We start from the raw sequence: 15841 nt of genomic DNA, 5'->3' as shown, positions 1-15841 counted from the left end.
TTGGTCCTGCGCCAAGGCACGTCATGCGGGCGGCGTACCGTATGGCCGCGGAAGCAGGTACCGTTGAAGCCCTACGGACGGGTCTCTCCGCGGAGAGCTCGTTCTGATTCATGAACGCGTGTCAAGACTCTGGGGCCGTCGAGCCCCGTCACCGAGGGGGTCGAGCCATGGGGCGCGGCCGGGCCAAGGCCAAGCAGACGAAGGTCGCCCGCCAGCTGAAGTACAACAGCGGCGGGACTGACCTGTCGCGTCTGGCCAACGAGCTGGGCGCATCGCCTTCAAGTCAACCACCGAACGCGGAGCCGTTCGAGGATGACGAAGAGGAAGATGACCCGTACGCACAGTACGCGGATCGGTACAACGACGACGAGGACGAGGACGACGAGTCCGGACCCTCGACGCGGCGCCGCGGCGCTTGACGTCCTTATACGTCGATATACCCCGAGCAGTAGCTCATTGCCCGGTCCTGGGCGTTAGTCCGGGACCGGGTTCTGTGCTGTCCGCTTCCGGACGGTCCGCTTTTGTATGGCCTCGTACGGTCCTGGGCCCCCCGGCGGTGCCGGAGCGGCCCCGGGCCAGGTCTGCCCGCACTCAGCCCGCGTAGTCACCGGTCAGCGTGGCACCGGTGGAGTGGCCGGCCCGCTCGGTGATCTCTCCGGCGATCCAGGCGTCCACCCCTCGGTCGGCGAGCGTGGTGAGCGCGGCGCCGGCCGACTCCGCCGGGACGACGGCCATCATGCCCACGCCCATGTTCAGCGTCTTCTCCAGTTCCAGCCGCTCGACCCGGCCCGCCGTGCCGATGACGTCGAAGACCGCGCCGGGCGTCCAGGTCGAGCGGTCCACCGTGGCATGCAGTCCCTCCGGGATCACCCGGGCCAGATTGGCCGCCAGGCCGCCGCCGGTGATGTGGCTGAACGCGTGGACCTCGGTGGTCCTGGTGAGCGCCAGACAGTCCAGCGAGTAGATCTTGGTCGGTTCCAGCAGCTCCTCGCCGAGGGTGCGGCCGAACTCCGCGACCTCGCGGTCCAGCGACCAGCCGGCCCGGTCGAAGACCACGTGCCGGACCAGTGAGTACCCGTTGGAGTGAAGACCGGAGGACGCCATGGCGATCACCGCGTCACCCGTACGGATACGATCCGCGCCGAGCAGCCGGTCCGCCTCGACCACGCCCGTACCGGCGCCCGCGACATCGAAGTCGTCCTCGCCGAGCAGTCCGGGGTGCTCCGCGGTCTCGCCGCCGACCAGGGCGCAGCCGGCCAGTACACAGCCCTCGGCGATGCCCTTGACGATGGCGGCGACCCGCTCGGGGTGGACCTTGCCGACACAGATGTAGTCGGTCATGAAAAGGGGCTCGGCGCCGCAGACCACCAGGTCGTCGACGACCATGCCGACCAGATCGTGACCGATCGTGTCGTACACGCCCATCTTGCGCGCGAGATCGACCTTCGTACCGACCCCGTCGGTGGCGGAGGCGAGCAGCGGGCGCTCGTAGCGCTTGAGGGCGGAGGCGTCGAAGAGGCCGGCGAAGCCGCCGAGGCCGCCGAGGACCTCGGGGCGCCGGGTCTTCTTCACCCACTCCTTCATCAGCTCGACGGCGCGGTCACCGGCTTCGATGTCGACGCCCGCGGCGGCATAGCTGGCACCAGTAGTCGTTTCGGACATGGCTGGGTACTTTCCTGTCGTCTTGCGGTCGTCTGTGGGACGGACGGTCACGGGCGGGGAGGGGCGCGGGCGGCTACGGGCGGCGGAGCGCGTCCGCGGCGGCGGTGTTGGCCGGGCCCGCCGCCAGCTCGCTCTCCAGCAGTTGCTTGCCGAGAAGCTCGGGGTCGGGAAGATCCATCGGGTACTCGCCGTCGAAGCAGGCGCGGCAGAGATTCGGCTTGGCGATGGTCGTCGCCTCGATCATCCCGTCGAGGGAGATGTACGCGAGGGAGTCGGCCCCCATGGAGACGCCGATCTCCTCGACCGTCATGCCGTTGGCGATCAGCTCGGCGCGGGTGGCGAAATCTATTCCGAAGAAGCACGGCCACTTCACCGGCGGCGACGAGATCCGGATATGGACCTCGGCGGCGCCCGCCTCACGGAGCATCTTGACCAGGGCGCGCTGGGTGTTGCCACGGACGATCGAGTCGTCGACGACGACAAGACGCTTGCCCCGGATGACTTCCTTCAGCGGGTTCAGCTTGAGACGGATGCCCAGCTGGCGGATGGTCTGGGACGGCTGGATGAAGGTCCGGCCGACATAGGCGTTCTTGACCAGGCCCGAGCCGTACGGGATGCCGCTGGCCTCCGCGTAGCCGATCGCGGCCGGGGTGCCGGACTCCGGCGTCGCTATGACCAGATCCGCCTCGACCGGAGCTTCCTTGGCGAGTTTCCGCCCCATTTCGACCCGGGACAGATAGACATTCCGCCCGGCGATGTCCGTATCAGGACGGGCCAGATAGACATACTCGAAGACACAGCCCTTGGGCTTCGCTTCCGCGAATCGCTGCGAACGGAGACCGTTCTCGTCGATGGCGATCAGCTCGCCGGGCTCGATCTCCCGGACGTACGAGGCACCACAGATGTCCAGGGCGGCGCCCTCGGAGGCGACGACCCAGCCACGTTCGAGCCGGCCGAGGACCAGCGGGCGGATGCCCTGGGGGTCGCGGGCGGCGTAGAGGGTGTGCTCGTCCATGAAGACGAACGAGAAGGCGCCCTTGACATCGGGCAGCACCTTGGCGGCGGCGTCCTCGACCGTGAGGGGCTTGCCGTCCTCGTCGACCTGGCTGGCGAGCAGCGCCGTGACCAGGTCGGTGTCATTGGTGGCGGCGACCCGGGTCGTCCGGCCGTTCTCCTTGGGGAGATCGGCGACCATCTCGGCGAGCTGGGCGGTATTGACCAGATTGCCGTTGTGGCCGAGCGCGATGGAGCCGTGGCCCGTGGCCCGGAAGGTCGGCTGCGCGTTCTCCCACACCGAGGCTCCGGTGGTGGAGTAGCGGGCGTGGCCCACCGCGATATGGCCGAGGAGTGAACTGAGGGAGGTTTCGTCGAAGACCTGCGAGACGAGGCCCATGTCCTTGAAGACCAGGATCTGGGACCCATTGCTCACTGCGATGCCCGCGGACTCCTGTCCACGGTGCTGCAGGGCATACAGTCCGAAATAGGTGAGCTTGGCGACCTCTTCGCCCGGGGCCCAGACTCCGAAGACGCCACAAGCGTCCTGGGGGCCTTTCTCTCCGGGGAGCAGGTCGTGGTTGAGTCGTCCATCACCACGAGGCACGCCACCGAGTGTAGGCGAGATCGACCACTGGTCCGAATTGGGGATACGGACCGGCCCCCCGTCGGCCCCGTACTACTTCCCCGGAGCGGGCGCGGTGGCGGACAGTCCCTGGCCGTCGGCGGCCCTGAGGGTCAGCCCGCGGTGACGCAGCTCATAGGAGACCTTGCCCTCCAGCACCTTCTGAACCTGGCGTTCCAGGGTCATTTCGGGCCCCGGACAGAGCTTGCGGGTGGAGCTGACCCGGCCGATCGTGAGGGTGGCCGGGGCACCGGACGCGGACTCGGAGAGCCGCGCGGACGCGCTGAAGGAGTTGCAGCCGAGGCTGCCCTCCATGGCCAGGTCCTTGCCGTCCTTACGGAACGTGAAGTGCGCCTTGCCGTCCGTCCCCTTGGGCAGGGAGGTCGCGGTGGCGCCCTGGGCCAGCGCGTCGACGGTCCACTCGGTGCCCACGAGGGGCGCGGGGGGCTCGGAGGTGAGGGCGATGGCGTCGCCGTCGGCGCTGGTGAGCGTGAGCCGTTTGTCCTGGACAGTGGCTTTGAGCTTGCCGGAGAACGCGCCGTCCAGCGCCTTCTCGAAGGTCTCCAGATCCTTTGGACAGCCGATCATCGTGGTCTGCTTGTCGCCCACGGTGACCGTGTCGCCCTCGAAGGTGACGTCCGCGCCGATGGAGTTGCAGCCCGTTTTCGCGCTGGCCCGCCCCTGGGAGTCGATCTCCACGCTGGCACCGGCGGGGGCGGCGGTCTTCCGGCCGCCTACGGTCACGCTGTCGACGTTCCAGTGGACATCGGTGAGCGCGGTCTCGGTCCGTACCTCTCCGCCGGAGCCCGCGCCGGTGCCCGATCCGGAGCCCGAGCCCTTGCCGGACTCCGTACCGCAGGCGGTCAGTGTGAGCAGAGCGACGGTAGTGACGGCTGTGACAGTGGTGAGTGGGGTGATCCGCTGCTTCGGCATACCCGTGGGACGGGACGGGCGGGGCTCCGGTTCCGCGGTTCTTCCCGTATCGCTCGGGTGGCGGGGTCCTGTCACCCCATGAGCGGGAGCAGCCCGGCCAGATCCGCGCGCTCTCCGCTCGCGCTGACCCGCGCCGCGGCGAGCTCGTCGTGCCAGGTCGTACGTCCGGTGGCGAGCCTGACCCAGGTCAGTGGATCGGTCTCCACGACGTTCGGCGGCGTGCCACGGGTGTGCCGGGGACCTGCCACGCACTGCACCACGGCGTACGGCGGGATCCGCACCTCGGTCGAGGCGCCAGGCGCCTTCACGGCGAGGGCGTCGGCGAGCAGTCGCGTACAGGCGGCGAGCGCCTGCCGCTCGAACGGGACGCTCAGCCCGGTCGCCCGGTTCAGGTCGTCGGTGTGGACGATCAGCTCGACGGTCCGGGTGACCAGATAGTCCCCGAGACGTATGGCACCGATCCGGGTCGCCAGCAGCCGGTCGTCGGGGGCGTCGGGCAGCAGCGCGGCGATCCGGGTCCCGGCCCGCTCGAACAGTTCGTCGGGGGTGGCGGACGCGGCGAGCGTGCGAATGTCCTCGGAGATGGCCGTGGCGTGGGCGGCGGTCGTGAAGGGCCACTCGGGCAGGACGACCACGGGGCCGGGCGGCGGCCCGGGATGTGCGGGCTGTTCGAGATAGCGGTTGACGGACTCGACGGCCATGCTGAGATGCGCCGCGAGCTCGCGTACGGTCCAGTCGCCGAGCGCGGTGGGCAGCGCGAGCTGCTCGGGGGTGAGCCGGGCGACCGCCTCGCGTACCGTCCCGAACTGGGTCAGCACAGCGGTCCGGATCTTGGCGGAGTCGTAGCTGCGCAGACGCTTCTTGGCCGGTGGCATGGCGCGAGCATATGCGCGGCCCCCGGCCGGCCGCCGGGAGCCGTACGCATCCCCGCCACCGCCGGCGCGAAGTGACCCGCGCCGGCGCGTGATCCTGTCGGCGCCCTTGCGCACCGCGTTCCGCGCGGAGACGCACCGCGTTCCGCGCGGAGATACGCGACGAGCGGACCGTGGGCCCCGCCCGGTGGAGACCGGACGGGGGCCCATCGCCGCGTTCGTTCGGATACGGACCGGGATACGGCTCGGATACGGCCGGACCTCAGGCCAACAGTGCGGGGATCGTGCCCTCGTGGGCTTCCTTCAGCTCGGCCAGCGTCACGCTGAACTCGTCCTGGATCTCGATCGCCTCGCCGTCCACGACCCCGATCCGGGTCACGGGCAGCCCGCGCGCACCGCACATGTCGGTGAAGCGGAGCTCCTCACTGCGCGGTACGGAGACGACCGCGCGCCCCGCGGACTCGCTGAGCAGGAACGTGAACGCGTCCAGACCGTCCGGTACCACCAGCCGGGCGCCGTTCCCGCCACGCAGGCAGGACTCGGTGACCGCCTGGATCAGACCGCCGTCGCTCAGATCGTGCGCCGCGTCGATCATGCCGTCGCGGGACGCCGAGATCAGGATCTCGCCGAGCAGCTTCTCCCGGCCCAGGTCCACGGCAGGCGGCAGCCCGCCGAGGTGGTCGTGCACGACCTGCGACCAGGCCGAGCCACCGAACTCCTCGCGCGTCTCGCCCAGCAGATAGAGGAGCTGGCCCTCTTCCGCGAAGGCGATCGGCGTACGGCGGTTGACATCGTCGATCACACCGAGCACGGCGACGACCGGCGTCGGATGGATGGCCGTCTCGCCGGTCTGGTTGTAGAGGGAGACATTGCCGCCGGTGACCGGGGTGCCCAACTGGCGGCAGCCGTCCGCCAGACCGCGCGTGGCCTCGGCGAACTGCCACATCACGGCCGGGTCCTCGGGCGAGCCGAAGTTCAGGCAGTCGGAGATGGCGAGCGGCGTGGCACCGGAGGCGGCGACATTGCGGTACGACTCGGCCAGCGCGAGCTGTGCGCCCGTGTACGGGTCGAGCTTCGTGTACCGGCCGTTGCCGTCGGTCGCCATCGCCACGCCCAGGTTCGACTCCTCGTCGATCCGGACCATTCCGGCGTCCTCGGGCTGCGCGAGGACGGTGTTGCCCTGCACGAACCGGTCGTACTGGTCGGTGACCCACGCCTTGGACGCCTGGTTCGGCGACGCGATCAGCCGCAGGACCTGGTCCCTCAGCTCGGCGGAGGTCGCCGGGCGGGCCAGCTTGTTGGCGTCGTCCGCCTGGAGGGCGTCCTGCCAGTCGGGGCGCGCGTACGGCCGGTGGTAGACCGGACCGTCGTGCGCCACCGAGCGCGGCGGTACGTCGACGATCTGCTCGCCGTGCCAGAAGATCTCCAGGCGCTCGCCCTCGGTCACCTCACCGATGACGGTGGCGATGACGTCCCACTTCTCGCAGATCTCCATGAAGCGGTCGACCTTGTCGGGCTCGACCACCGCGCACATGCGCTCCTGCGACTCGCTCATGAGGATTTCCTCGGGCGAGAGGGTCGCGTCACGCAGCGGCACGGTGTCCAGCTCGACCCGCATCCCGCCAGAACCCGCGGACGCCAGCTCGCTGGTGGCGCAGGAGAGCCCGGCGCCGCCGAGGTCCTGGATACCGGCGACCAGCTTCTCGCGGAAGATCTCCAGGGTGCACTCGATGAGCAGCTTCTCCTGGAAGGGGTCGCCGACCTGGACGGCGGGCCGCTTGGCCGGTCCGGTGGACTCGAAGGTCTCGGACGCCAGGACGGAGACACCGCCGATGCCGTCGCCGCCGGTGCGGGCGCCGTACAGGATCACCTTGTTGCCGGGGCCCGAGGCCTTCGCGAGGTGGATGTCCTCGTGCTTCATCACACCGATACAGCCGGCGTTGACCAGCGGGTTGCCCTGGTAGCAGGCGTCGAAGACGACCTCGCCGCCGATGTTCGGCAGGCCCAGGCAGTTGCCGTAGCCGCCGATGCCCGCGACGACGCCCGGCAGGACGCGCTTGGTGTCGGGATGGTCGGCGGCGCCGAAGCGGAGCGGGTCCACGACGGCGACCGGGCGGGCGCCCATGGCGAGGATGTCGCGCACGATGCCGCCGACGCCGGTGGCCGCGCCCTGGTAGGGCTCGATGTACGACGGGTGGTTGTGGGACTCGACCTTGAACGTGACCGCGTACCCCTGGCCGACGTCCACGACGCCCGCGTTCTCCCCGATGCCGACGAGCATGGCGTCGCTGGCCGGGGCCTTCTCGCCGAACTGCTTGAGGTGCACCTTGCTGCTCTTGTACGAGCAGTGCTCGGACCACATGACGGAGTACATGGCCAGCTCGGCACCGGTGGGACGGCGCTCCAGGATCTCGCGGATCCGCGCGTACTCGTCCTCCTTGAGGCCGAGTTCCTTCCAGGGCTGCTCGGCCTCGGGCGTGCCGCTCGCGTGCTTGACCGTGTCGAGGGTCTTGATGGTCATCAGGCGCTTACCAGCTTCTTCAGGATCGAGGTGAAGAACCCCAGGCCGTCGGTACGGCCCGTACCGATCAGCGGCTCCACCGCGTGCTCGGGGTGCGGCATCAGGCCGACGACATTGCCCGCCGCGTTGGTGACTCCGGCGATGTCGCGCAGCGAACCGTTGGGGTTGCCGTCCAGATAGCGGAAGGCGACCCTGCCCTCGGCCTCCAGCTCATCGAGCGTGCGCTCGTCGGCGACGTACCGGCCGTCGATGTTCTTGAGGGGTACGGAGATCTCCTGGCCGGCCTCGTAATCGGCGGTCCAGGCGGTGTCCGTGGTCTCCACCCGCAACTTCTGGTCGCGGCAGATGAAGTGCAGGTGGTTGTTCCTGAGCATCGCACCGGGCAGCAGATGGGACTCGGTGAGGATCTGGAAGCCGTTGCAGATACCGAGGACCGGCAGACCGGCCTTCGCCTGCTCGATGACCGTCTCCATCACCGGGGAGAACCGGGAGATGGCGCCCGCCCGCAGATAGTCGCCGTAGCTGAAGCCACCGGCCAGCACGACGGCGTCGACCTGCTTGAGGTCCTTGTCGCGGTGCCAGAGGGAGACGGGCTCGGCCCCGGCGATCCGGACGGCGCGCAGGCTGTCCCGGTCGTCCAGCGTGCCGGGAAAGGTGACGACTCCGATACGAGAGGTCACTTCGACTCCTCGACCTTCACGATGAAGTCTTCGATGACGGTGTTGGCGAGAAACGTCTCGGCCATCTCATGGATTCGGGCGAGGGCGGCTTCGTCGACCGGCCCCGCCACCTCAAGCTCGAAGCGCTTCCCCTGGCGGACGTCGGCGATCCCCTCGAAACCCAGACGGGGCAGTGCGCGCTGCACCGCCTGGCCCTGCGGGTCGAGGATCTCCGGCTTGAGCATGACGTCGACTACGACGCGTGCCACTGGCACTCCCGGTGGTGTGGTGCGGCTGGTTCTCGCTGCTGTCTTCTCCGGGGAATCCCCCAGACCCCCCGAGCTCTCTCAGCGTACCCGGCTCCAAAATCTACGCGGGTAGATATGGCGGTTCGCAGATCACGTCGCGATTTCGGCCCCGGCGACAACGGGAAAAATCCAGGGAAAAAGTCGCATCCGCCATTGCCGTGGGACACGCGGATGTAATTGGCTGGGCTTCACAATGCGACGCCCACCGCTGTACAAAGGAATGCAGAAGAAAGCAGCATTGCCCCATAACAGCCGGAAGGCCGGTATCACCGCACGTCAGCCGCGTTTCCCGCAGGTGACGCAGGCGAGTGGCACCGCAGGAAAGGACCGATATCCGTGGCGCAACGCGTAGTGGTCACGCTCTCCGACGACATCGACGGAGGAGAAGCGGCGGAAACGGTCACGTTCGGCCTGGACGGGAAGTCGTACGAGATCGACCTCAATCCCGCCAATGCAAAGAAACTGCGCAAGGCCCTGGCGCCGTTCATGGCCGCAGGCCGAAAGCAGACAAACGCCAGCAAGCACGGCAAGTCCCGCACCAGCTACCGGCACACCACCCTCGCGCCCGACCCGGCGGCGGTCCGCGCCTGGGCACAGTCCCACAAGATGGAGGTGCCGGCCAGGGGCCGGATCCCCAAGCGGGTGTACGAGGCGTTCCGCGAGGCGAGTTGAGCCCGCGGCGCCCGGATCCGCGGGCTCGGCGCGGCCCGGTCCCGCGGACAGTGCGCCCCGAGGCAGACGGAGTTGCACAGCACCCCCATTGATCGGCTAGAGTTTGGACCACGCCGAGGGGCAAGGCCGAAAGGCCAAACCCCAAGCAGCGTGCGGGTGTAGTTCAGTAGCAGAACGCCCCCTTTCCAAGGGGGAGGCGCAGTGTGCAATTCCTGTCACCCGCTCTGCATCGCTCTCCGGTCCAGTGGTCCGGTGGTTCATTTGGATCAGGTAGAGTGGTGTCCGCGTCGTTCTTCCGACGCACTGCGGACGTAGCTCAGTTGGTAGAGCGCAACCTTGCCAAGGTTGAGGTCGCCAGTTCGAACCTGGTCGTCCGCTCAGAGATGAAGGTCCCGGTCATTCCGACCGGGACCTTCTTCGTTTGTTCCGGTCGCCGGTTTGCTCCGGCCGCCGATGACAGATGACAAATGTCATCCCCCGCGATGACACCGCGCACTGCCGTCCCCACCGGTCCGGCGGAAACCTCGAAGGCATGATGAACGACGCGGTAATCGAGGTGGAAGACCTGAGGCGGGCATACGCCGGCGGCTTCACGGCGGTGGACGGCATCTCCTTCTCCGTGGGGCGCGGGGAGCTGTTCGCGCTGCTGGGGACGAACGGCGCGGGCAAGACTTCCACCGTCGAACTGCTGGAGGGCCTGGCCCGGCCCAGCGGCGGCACGGTCCGGGTGCTCGGCCATGATCCGTACACCGAGCGGACGTCCGTCCGGCCCCGGATGGGAGTGATGCTCCAGGAGGGCGGCTTCCCGTCCGATCTGACGGTCGCCGAGACCGTGCGGATGTGCGCCGGCTGCACCACCGGGGCACGGCCGACCCAGGAGGCACTGGCACTGGTGGGGCTCACTCAGCGCTCCGGCGTACGCGTCAAGCAGCTGTCCGGTGGGGAGAAGCGGCGCCTCGATCTGGCGCTCGCGCTGCTCGGCCGGCCCGAGGTGCTCTTCCTCGACGAGCCGACGACCGGGCTGGACGCCGAAGGGCGGCGCGACACCTGGGAATTGGTCAGGGAGCTGCGGGACGGTGGTACGACCGTGCTGCTGACCACGCACTATCTGGAAGAGGCCGAAACCCTCGCCGACCGGCTGGCGATCATGCACCAGGGCCGGATCGATGTCACCGGCACCCCGGCCGAGGTGACCGCCTCCCGGCCGGCCCGGATCCGCTTCGTCCTGCCCGAGGACGTCCCCGCCGGACGGCTCCCGCTGTCCCTGCGGGCGGGGGCGAACGGACAGGCGGTGGAGATCCGTACCCAGCGGCTCCAGCGGGATCTGGGCGAACTCCTCCGGTGGGCCGAGGAATCGGGCGTGGAGCTGGAGGCGCTGGACGCGCGGTCCGCCTCCCTCGAAGAAGCCTTCCTCGACATCGCGGCGCGCGGGACGGAAACGGCGGGAATCGTCGGAACGGTCGGAACAGCGGGAATCGTGGGAACGGTCGGAACGGCGGGAACGGTGGACGCGCGATGAGCACGGTGAGCTCGAAGAAGACGGAGAGCCCCCGGCGCGGGGAGACCGGCGTACGGACAACGACGACCGGGGACCACCTCAAGTCGCTCGGCCGGGCCGAGTTCTCGCTCCTCGTGCGGAACAGAACGGCGCTGTTCACCGCCCTGTTCGTGCCGCTCGGGATGATCGTGGCGATCAGGCAGTCGCTCGGCGGGATCGACCTCGCCGAGACCGGGATCAGCGCCCTTGAGGCGGCGATGACCGGCGGCATCGGCATGGTGCTGATCATGGCCGTCTACGGCGGTCTCACCTCGGCGTACACCGCGCGGCGTGAGGAACTGGTGCTCAAGCGGCTCCGCACGATGGAAGCGTCCGACCGGGAGATCCTGATCGGCACCGCGCTGCCGGCGACCGGACTCGCGTTCATCCAGTCGGCCGTGATGATCGCCGCCGGAGTCGCGTTCCTCGATGTCCGCGCGCCGCAGCAGCCGGTGGTGCTGGTCGGCGGGCTCCTGATCGGTCTGCTGCTGCTCAGCGCGCTGGCCGCCGTGACCTCCGCGTTCACCCGTACCGTCGAGAGTGCCCAGATCAGCATCATGCCGCTGTTCATGATCTCGGTGATCGGCTCGGGGCTGTTCGTCCCGCTGGAGGCGCTGCCGGAGCGGATGGCCTCGTTCTGCGAGCTGCTGCCGGTGACCGGGGTCATGACGCTGATCCGCGCGGGCTGGCTCGGCGGGACGGAGGGCCCCGACCTGCTCGGCGCGGCGCTGAGCGCCTTGGTGTGGACCATCCTCTCAGTGTTTGCTGTACAGCGATGGTTCCGCTGGGAGCCACGTCGCTGAGACACGGACACAGGCACCAGGACACCGAGGAAGGGCGCGATGTCCAGACTGACGGGCTGGTGGAACGGCAGGGGCGGGCCGGCCAGGAGCAACATGGTCAAGGTCGAGCTCTACACCCGCTGGACGTTCCATGCCCTGGCCGGCCTCGAAGTCGGCGCGATCGGCATTCCGCAGCTCCTCGACGGAGCCGGGAGCAAGGTCGGGGGGCAGCTCGGCGGCTGGCTCTTTCTGTTGGTCGTCACCCATGCCGTGCTCTGCGGTGCGCTGCTGTCCATGGCCATGGACTGGCGTCTCGGCCGACGCGAGCAGCCCCTACGGCTGATTCTGAGCGTTTCCGCGCTGACCGGCGGAGGCATCATCATCCTGCTCGCACTGCGGAACACCAATTCCATTCCACAGGATCAGGGCTACGCGTTTCTCTTGATGGGGATCGCCGGCTTCGGCCTGGCGGCGATCGCCCTGGGCCTGCGCACGGCGGCGCACAGGGTGTACGCCGTGCTCGGTACGGCGGCCGGGACGGCGGTCATGAGTCTGGTGGTGGGGCTGGAGTGGAACAACGCCGTCGCGAACGCGGCCGGGGTCACCGCCACGGGTGCGGCTCTCGCGTTCACCTATGTCTTCTCGGCCTGGCTGGTCAGCGTCGTCTGGGAGCTGGACGAGGCACGCGAGCTGCATACGCGGCTGGCGATCGCGGAGGAGCGCTTGCGGTTCGGGCGCGATCTGCACGATGTCATGGGCCGCAATCTCGCGGTGATCGCGCTGAAGAGCGAGCTGGCGGTCCAGCTGGCCGAGCGTGACCGGCCGGGGGCGGTGACCCAGATGACCGAGGTGCAGCAGATCGCGCAGGACTCGCAGCGGGAGGTACGGGAGGTCGTACGCGGCTACCGGGAAGCGGATCTGCACACCGAACTGGAAGGAGCCCGGGGGGTGTTGAAGGCGGCGGGCATCGACTGCCGGATCAAGGGGGGCGATGTCGAAGGACTGTCCGCCGAGATCCAGTCGGCTCTCGGGTGGGTGGTAAGGGAAGCGACGACGAATGTGCTGCGGCACGGGGACGCCCGGCGGTGCACCGTACGGCTGTCGCAGACCGGCGAGTCGGGGGCCTTGGCATCCGGTTCCTGGGGATCGGGTGGCGGATCCGGTGGGGGATCGAGTGGCGGATCCGGTGGCCGGGAGGCGGTCCTGACCGTGGAGAACGACGGGGTGCCGGACGTCGGCGCGAGCGGGTCGGCCGGGAAGGGCGCCGGGCTCGGGCGCCGCGGATCGGGACTGTCCGGGAAGGGCTCGGGACTGTCCGGGAAAGGCTCAGGGCTCGCCGGGCTGCGGGAGCGACTGGCCGCGCTGGACGGGACCCTCGAAGCGGGGAGTACGGGGGACGGCTGCTTCGTACTGACGGCGCGGGTGCCGCTGCCGAGGACGGTCACCGAGCCCACCGACCACACCGGGCCCCCTGGGCACACTGGTCACACTGGTCACACCGGGCACGCCCGCCCCGTGGACGATGAGGTCGGTGAGACCGGCGAGACCGGGACCGGCGAGGAAGTGACGGTATGAGTCCTGTTCGCGTCCTGCTCGCCGACGACGAGCATCTGATCCGGGGCGCGCTCGCCGCCCTGCTCGCGCTCGAAGACGATCTGGTCGTGGTCGCCGAGGCGGCCTCCGGGCCCGAGGCGCTGGCGATGGCACGGGCCCACCGGCCCGATGTGGCCGTACTGGATCTCCAGATGCCCGGCGCGGACGGTGTGAAAGTCGCCACATCGCTCCGTACCGATCTGCCCGGCTGCCGGACGATGATCGTGACGAGCCACGGCCGGCCCGGCCATCTGAAGCGGGCGCTGGCCGCGGGCGTACGGGGCTTCGTACCGAAGACGGTGAGCGCGCGGCGGCTCGCCGAGATCATCCGCACCGTCCACGCCGGGAACCGTTTCGTCGACCCCGAGTTGGCGGCGGACGCCATCTCGGCCGGGGACTCGCCGCTGACCGCACGGGAGGCCGAGGTCCTGGAGTTGGCGGCGGACGGAGCGCCGATCTCGGAGGTCGCGGAGCGCGCGTCGCTGTCGCAGGGGACCGTGCGGAACTATCTGTCGTCGGCGGCCTCCAAACTGGGGGCGGAGAACCGACATACGGCGGTGCGTCTCGCACGCGAGCGAGGTTGGGTATAGTGGGCTCCGCGCCACGGCGCACGCGGACGTAGCTCAGTTGGTAGAGCGCAACCTTGCCAAGGTTGAGGTCGCCAGTTCGAACCTGGTCGTCCGCTCAGTACAGAAGCCCCCCGGTTGAATCGGCCGGGGGGCTTCGCTGTGTTCCGGTGGCAGCTCTCGGTTCCGGCGGCGGCTCTCGGCCGCCGCTCGTGCGAGGCCGGGGCTTACTGCCAGCTGAGGCCGGTGAGAAGTTCGTACGCCTCCAGGTACTTCGCTCGGGTCGCGTCGACGATCTCCCGTGGCAGCGGGGGCGGCGGCTGCTCGCTCCGGCGGTCCCAGCCGGAGGCCGGGGAGGTCAGCCAGTCGCGTACGTACTGCTTGTCGAACGACGGCTGCGGGTGGCCAGGCTCCCAGGTGGCGGCCGGCCAGAAACGCGAGGAGTCGGGGGTCAGCACCTCGTCGGCGAGCACCAGATGATCGCCGTCGAAGCCGAACTCGAACTTGGTGTCGGCGAGGATGATCCCCCGGTCGCGGGCGATGTCCCGGGCCCGGCCGTAGATGTCGAGGGTCGTCCTGCGCAGCAGGGCGGCGGTTTCCGCGCCGGCCTGGTGGGCGACTGCCTCGTACGGGACGTTCTCATCGTGGTCACCGACCGCCGCCTTGGTGGCGGGCGTGAAGATGGGGGAGGGCAGCTCGGAGCCGTCCGTGAGCCCTTCGGGGAGCGCGAGCCCGCAGACGGTGCGGGTCTGCTCGTACTCCGCGAGACCCGAGCCCGTCAGATAGCCGCGGGCGACGCACTCCACCGGGATCATCCGGAGCGACCGGCAGATGAGCGTGCGGCCGGCCCAGTCGGCGGGGGCGCCCGGGGGGAGGTCGGTGGAGATCACATGGTTGGGCACGAGGTCGCTGAGCTTCTCGAACCACCAGAGCGAGAGCTGCGTCAGCACCCGGCCCTTGTCGGGGAATTCGGTGGGCAGCACCCAGTCGTACGCGGACATGCGGTCACTGGCGACCATCACGAGGTCGCCCGCCTCGTTCCGGTACAGATCCCGCACCTTGCCGGTGTGGATGTGCACCAGACCCGGCACCTCGACGGGCTCGGGCTTTTCTACGAATCCGGACACGGTTCCTCCCCGTGGTTCTGTCCGATCTGAGAGATCGCCTCGATTCTCCCGTATGCCGGAAGTCCCAGCTCGCAGGGGTGCTGTGCGCCGTGGGCGGTCGGGTCGGCGGCGGTTGGCCGCCTGGTCGCGGTGCTCGGGGATCGTGGCGACATGCATCCCCTTTTTACGGGCGCCGGCTGCTTTACGGGCGTCGGCTGCGTGCTGGTGGGCCCGGTTGACGGTGGAGTCGATCGAGACGGTCCAGCCCACCAGGCCCACCGCGTCTTCGCGGACCTGGACGTGCTCCAGTAGCTTCGCCCACGTCCCGTCCGCCTCCCAGCGGGCGAACCGCTCGTAGACGGTCCGCCACGGCCCGTACCCCTCGGGGAGATCGCGCCAGGGCGCTCCGCTCCGCAGCCGCCACAGAACGCCGTTGACCACCTGGCGGTGATCACGTCAGGGACGGCCACGCCCGTCCACCTGAGGCAGCAGCGGCTCCATCCGCTCCCACGCCGTATCCGTCAACTCACCTCGACCTGCCACAAGATCAATGATCGGAGTGCTCGTGATCGGACTCGCACGCGGGGCCCGCCACGAACCGGCTCAGCCGGTAGGTGGTCGGTAGCGCCAGACGGCCGCACAGCGTGTCGACCCGGATCATCGAGCCGTCGATTCGTGCCTCCCGAAGACGGCGCAGGTGCGCGCGCAACTCCGCCTCGTCCCGAGTCTCCAAGAACACTTCCCACCGCCCCACGTTCGGTGCGGTGCGAGCAGCAAGCCGCTGCCTCTCGGCCTGTTGTCGCCGCCTTCTTTTCCCCTGTCCTGGCACCGGCACAGAATCGCTGGCCGGCGTCGGGACGGCAAGGCAATTGGACTGATCACCACATCCCCGCTCGGTGATCATTTGTCAGACAGGGCCTAGTCTTCTGAGTCTGGAATTCTGTTCAGATGTGTAGGGTTGTGGGGTGGCGCGTACTGGGCGGCCGAAGGCCGAGTTGATCCTGTCGGACGA

General features: G+C 69.1%; 15 protein-coding genes, 3 tRNA genes and 1 pseudogene. 9 read left to right on the top strand and 10 right to left on the bottom strand.

Features of this window, described 5'->3' with window-relative positions:
• Positions 1 to 167 precede the first annotated feature (167 nt).
• Positions 168 to 419 (top strand): DUF3073 domain-containing protein, encoded by a 252-nt coding sequence (locus tag ABTZ59_RS29620; RefSeq protein ID WP_351419769.1) that lies wholly within the window; start codon positions 168 to 170, stop codon positions 417 to 419.
• 172 nt (positions 420 to 591) lie between these two features.
• Here the strand turns inward: ABTZ59_RS29620 and purM are convergent, their stop codons facing one another.
• The 7 genes from purM to purS form a co-directional block, all read right to left on the bottom strand.
• Positions 592 to 1662, bottom strand: a complete 1071-nt coding sequence (gene purM, locus ABTZ59_RS29615) for a phosphoribosylformylglycinamidine cyclo-ligase (protein WP_351419765.1) — start codon at positions 1660 to 1662, stop codon at positions 592 to 594.
• Between the two features lie 73 nt (positions 1663 to 1735).
• Positions 1736 to 3262, bottom strand: coding sequence for an amidophosphoribosyltransferase (purF, locus tag ABTZ59_RS29610; RefSeq protein ID WP_351419761.1), 1527 nt, complete (start codon positions 3260 to 3262; stop codon positions 1736 to 1738).
• Positions 3263 to 3334: 72 nt separating this feature from the next.
• Positions 3335 to 4213 (bottom strand): META domain-containing protein, encoded by an 879-nt coding sequence (locus ABTZ59_RS29605; protein ID WP_351419758.1) that lies wholly within the window; start codon positions 4211 to 4213, stop codon positions 3335 to 3337.
• Positions 4214 to 4284: 71 nt separating this feature from the next.
• Positions 4285 to 5088, bottom strand: coding sequence for a maleylpyruvate isomerase family mycothiol-dependent enzyme (locus ABTZ59_RS29600; RefSeq protein ID WP_351419753.1), 804 nt, complete (start codon positions 5086 to 5088; stop codon positions 4285 to 4287).
• Positions 5089 to 5347: 259 nt separating this feature from the next.
• Positions 5348 to 7606, bottom strand: a complete 2259-nt coding sequence (purL, locus tag ABTZ59_RS29595; RefSeq protein WP_351419750.1) for a phosphoribosylformylglycinamidine synthase subunit PurL — start codon at positions 7604 to 7606, stop codon at positions 5348 to 5350.
• Positions 7606 to 8286 carry a phosphoribosylformylglycinamidine synthase subunit PurQ gene (purQ, locus tag ABTZ59_RS29590; protein ID WP_030350030.1) on the bottom strand — a complete coding sequence of 227 codons (681 nt, stop codon included), beginning with the start codon at positions 8284 to 8286 and terminating at the stop codon, positions 7606 to 7608. Before purQ ends, purL begins: the two co-directional genes overlap by 1 nt.
• Entirely contained in the window at positions 8283 to 8534 is a 252-nt protein-coding gene (gene purS, locus ABTZ59_RS29585; RefSeq protein ID WP_249951643.1) for a phosphoribosylformylglycinamidine synthase subunit PurS, read from the bottom strand. Before purS ends, purQ begins: the two co-directional genes overlap by 4 nt.
• A 375-nt stretch (positions 8535 to 8909) precedes the next feature.
• On the opposite strand from purS, the gene ABTZ59_RS29580 reads away from it, so the two are divergent.
• The 8 genes from ABTZ59_RS29580 to ABTZ59_RS29545 all read left to right on the top strand — a co-directional run bounded on the left by ABTZ59_RS29580 (position 8910) and on the right by ABTZ59_RS29545 (position 13842).
• Positions 8910 to 9245 carry a histone-like nucleoid-structuring protein Lsr2 gene (locus ABTZ59_RS29580; protein ID WP_249951642.1) on the top strand — a complete coding sequence of 112 codons (336 nt, stop codon included), beginning with the start codon at positions 8910 to 8912 and terminating at the stop codon, positions 9243 to 9245.
• Positions 9246 to 9397: 152 nt separating this feature from the next.
• Positions 9398 to 9469 (top strand) — tRNA-Gly (locus ABTZ59_RS29575).
• An 81-nt stretch (positions 9470 to 9550) separates the two neighbouring features.
• Positions 9551 to 9623 (top strand) — tRNA-Gly (locus ABTZ59_RS29570).
• 154 nt (positions 9624 to 9777) lie between these two features.
• Complete coding sequence (locus ABTZ59_RS29565) at positions 9778 to 10764, top strand: ABC transporter ATP-binding protein (RefSeq protein WP_351419745.1); 987 nt, start codon at positions 9778 to 9780, stop codon at positions 10762 to 10764.
• Positions 10761 to 11585, top strand: a complete 825-nt coding sequence (locus ABTZ59_RS29560; protein ID WP_351419742.1) for an ABC transporter permease — start codon at positions 10761 to 10763, stop codon at positions 11583 to 11585. The genes ABTZ59_RS29565 and ABTZ59_RS29560 overlap by 4 nt, the downstream gene beginning before the upstream one ends.
• 39 nt (positions 11586 to 11624) lie before the next feature.
• The gene (locus ABTZ59_RS29555) at positions 11625 to 13139 is read left to right on the top strand and encodes a sensor histidine kinase (RefSeq protein ID WP_351419740.1); all 1515 of its coding nucleotides are present in this window, start codon (positions 11625 to 11627) and stop codon (positions 13137 to 13139) included.
• Positions 13136 to 13747, top strand: coding sequence for a response regulator (locus tag ABTZ59_RS29550; RefSeq protein WP_351419736.1), 612 nt, complete (start codon positions 13136 to 13138; stop codon positions 13745 to 13747). The genes ABTZ59_RS29555 and ABTZ59_RS29550 overlap by 4 nt, the downstream gene beginning before the upstream one ends.
• A 22-nt stretch (positions 13748 to 13769) precedes the next feature.
• Positions 13770 to 13842, top strand: a tRNA-Gly gene (locus tag ABTZ59_RS29545).
• A 108-nt stretch (positions 13843 to 13950) separates the two neighbouring features.
• Here ABTZ59_RS29545 and ABTZ59_RS29540 read toward each other — a convergent pair.
• From ABTZ59_RS29540 to ABTZ59_RS29530, 3 genes and pseudogenes are all read right to left on the bottom strand, one after another.
• Positions 13951 to 14850: a phosphoribosylaminoimidazolesuccinocarboxamide synthase gene (locus ABTZ59_RS29540; RefSeq protein WP_351419847.1), complete on the bottom strand. Its 900-nt coding sequence runs from the start codon at positions 14848 to 14850 to the stop codon at positions 13951 to 13953.
• A gap of 156 nt (positions 14851 to 15006) precedes the next feature.
• A pseudogene (locus tag ABTZ59_RS29535) lies at positions 15007 to 15372 on the bottom strand (IS5 family transposase); the annotation flags it as partial.
• A 4-nt stretch (positions 15373 to 15376) separates the two neighbouring features.
• Positions 15377 to 15568 (bottom strand): hypothetical protein, encoded by a 192-nt coding sequence (locus ABTZ59_RS29530; protein WP_351419733.1) that lies wholly within the window; start codon positions 15566 to 15568, stop codon positions 15377 to 15379.
• Positions 15569 to 15841 lie beyond the last annotated feature (273 nt).

The sequence above is a fragment of the Streptomyces sp. NPDC094034 genome, assembly GCF_040303865.1.
Lineage (GTDB): Bacteria > Actinomycetota > Actinomycetes > Streptomycetales > Streptomycetaceae > Streptomyces.
Note: the sequence above shows the minus strand (reverse complement) of the source record. Positions and strands in the feature narration are given on the sequence as shown.

Bases quoted from the DNA above. Each gene is read 5' to 3' on its own strand.
- ABTZ59_RS29620 (WP_351419769.1), top strand. From the start codon at position 168: ATGGGGCGCGGCCGGGCCAAGGCCAAGCAGACGAAGGTCGCCCGCCAG.
- purM (WP_351419765.1), bottom strand. From the start codon at position 1,662: ATGTCCGAAACGACTACTGGTGCCAGCTATGCCGCCGCGGGCGTCGAC.
- ABTZ59_RS29550 (WP_351419736.1), top strand. From the start codon at position 13,136: ATGAGTCCTGTTCGCGTCCTGCTCGCCGACGACGAGCATCTGATCCGG.
- ABTZ59_RS29605 (WP_351419758.1), bottom strand. From the start codon at position 4,213: ATGCCGAAGCAGCGGATCACCCCACTCACCACTGTCACAGCCGTCACT.
- ABTZ59_RS29560 (WP_351419742.1), top strand. From the start codon at position 10,761: ATGAGCACGGTGAGCTCGAAGAAGACGGAGAGCCCCCGGCGCGGGGAG.
- ABTZ59_RS29565 (WP_351419745.1), top strand. From the start codon at position 9,778: ATGATGAACGACGCGGTAATCGAGGTGGAAGACCTGAGGCGGGCATAC.
- ABTZ59_RS29600 (WP_351419753.1), bottom strand. From the start codon at position 5,088: ATGCCACCGGCCAAGAAGCGTCTGCGCAGCTACGACTCCGCCAAGATC.
- purL (WP_351419750.1), bottom strand. From the start codon at position 7,606: ATGACCATCAAGACCCTCGACACGGTCAAGCACGCGAGCGGCACGCCC.
- ABTZ59_RS29555 (WP_351419740.1), top strand. From the start codon at position 11,625: ATGTCCAGACTGACGGGCTGGTGGAACGGCAGGGGCGGGCCGGCCAGG.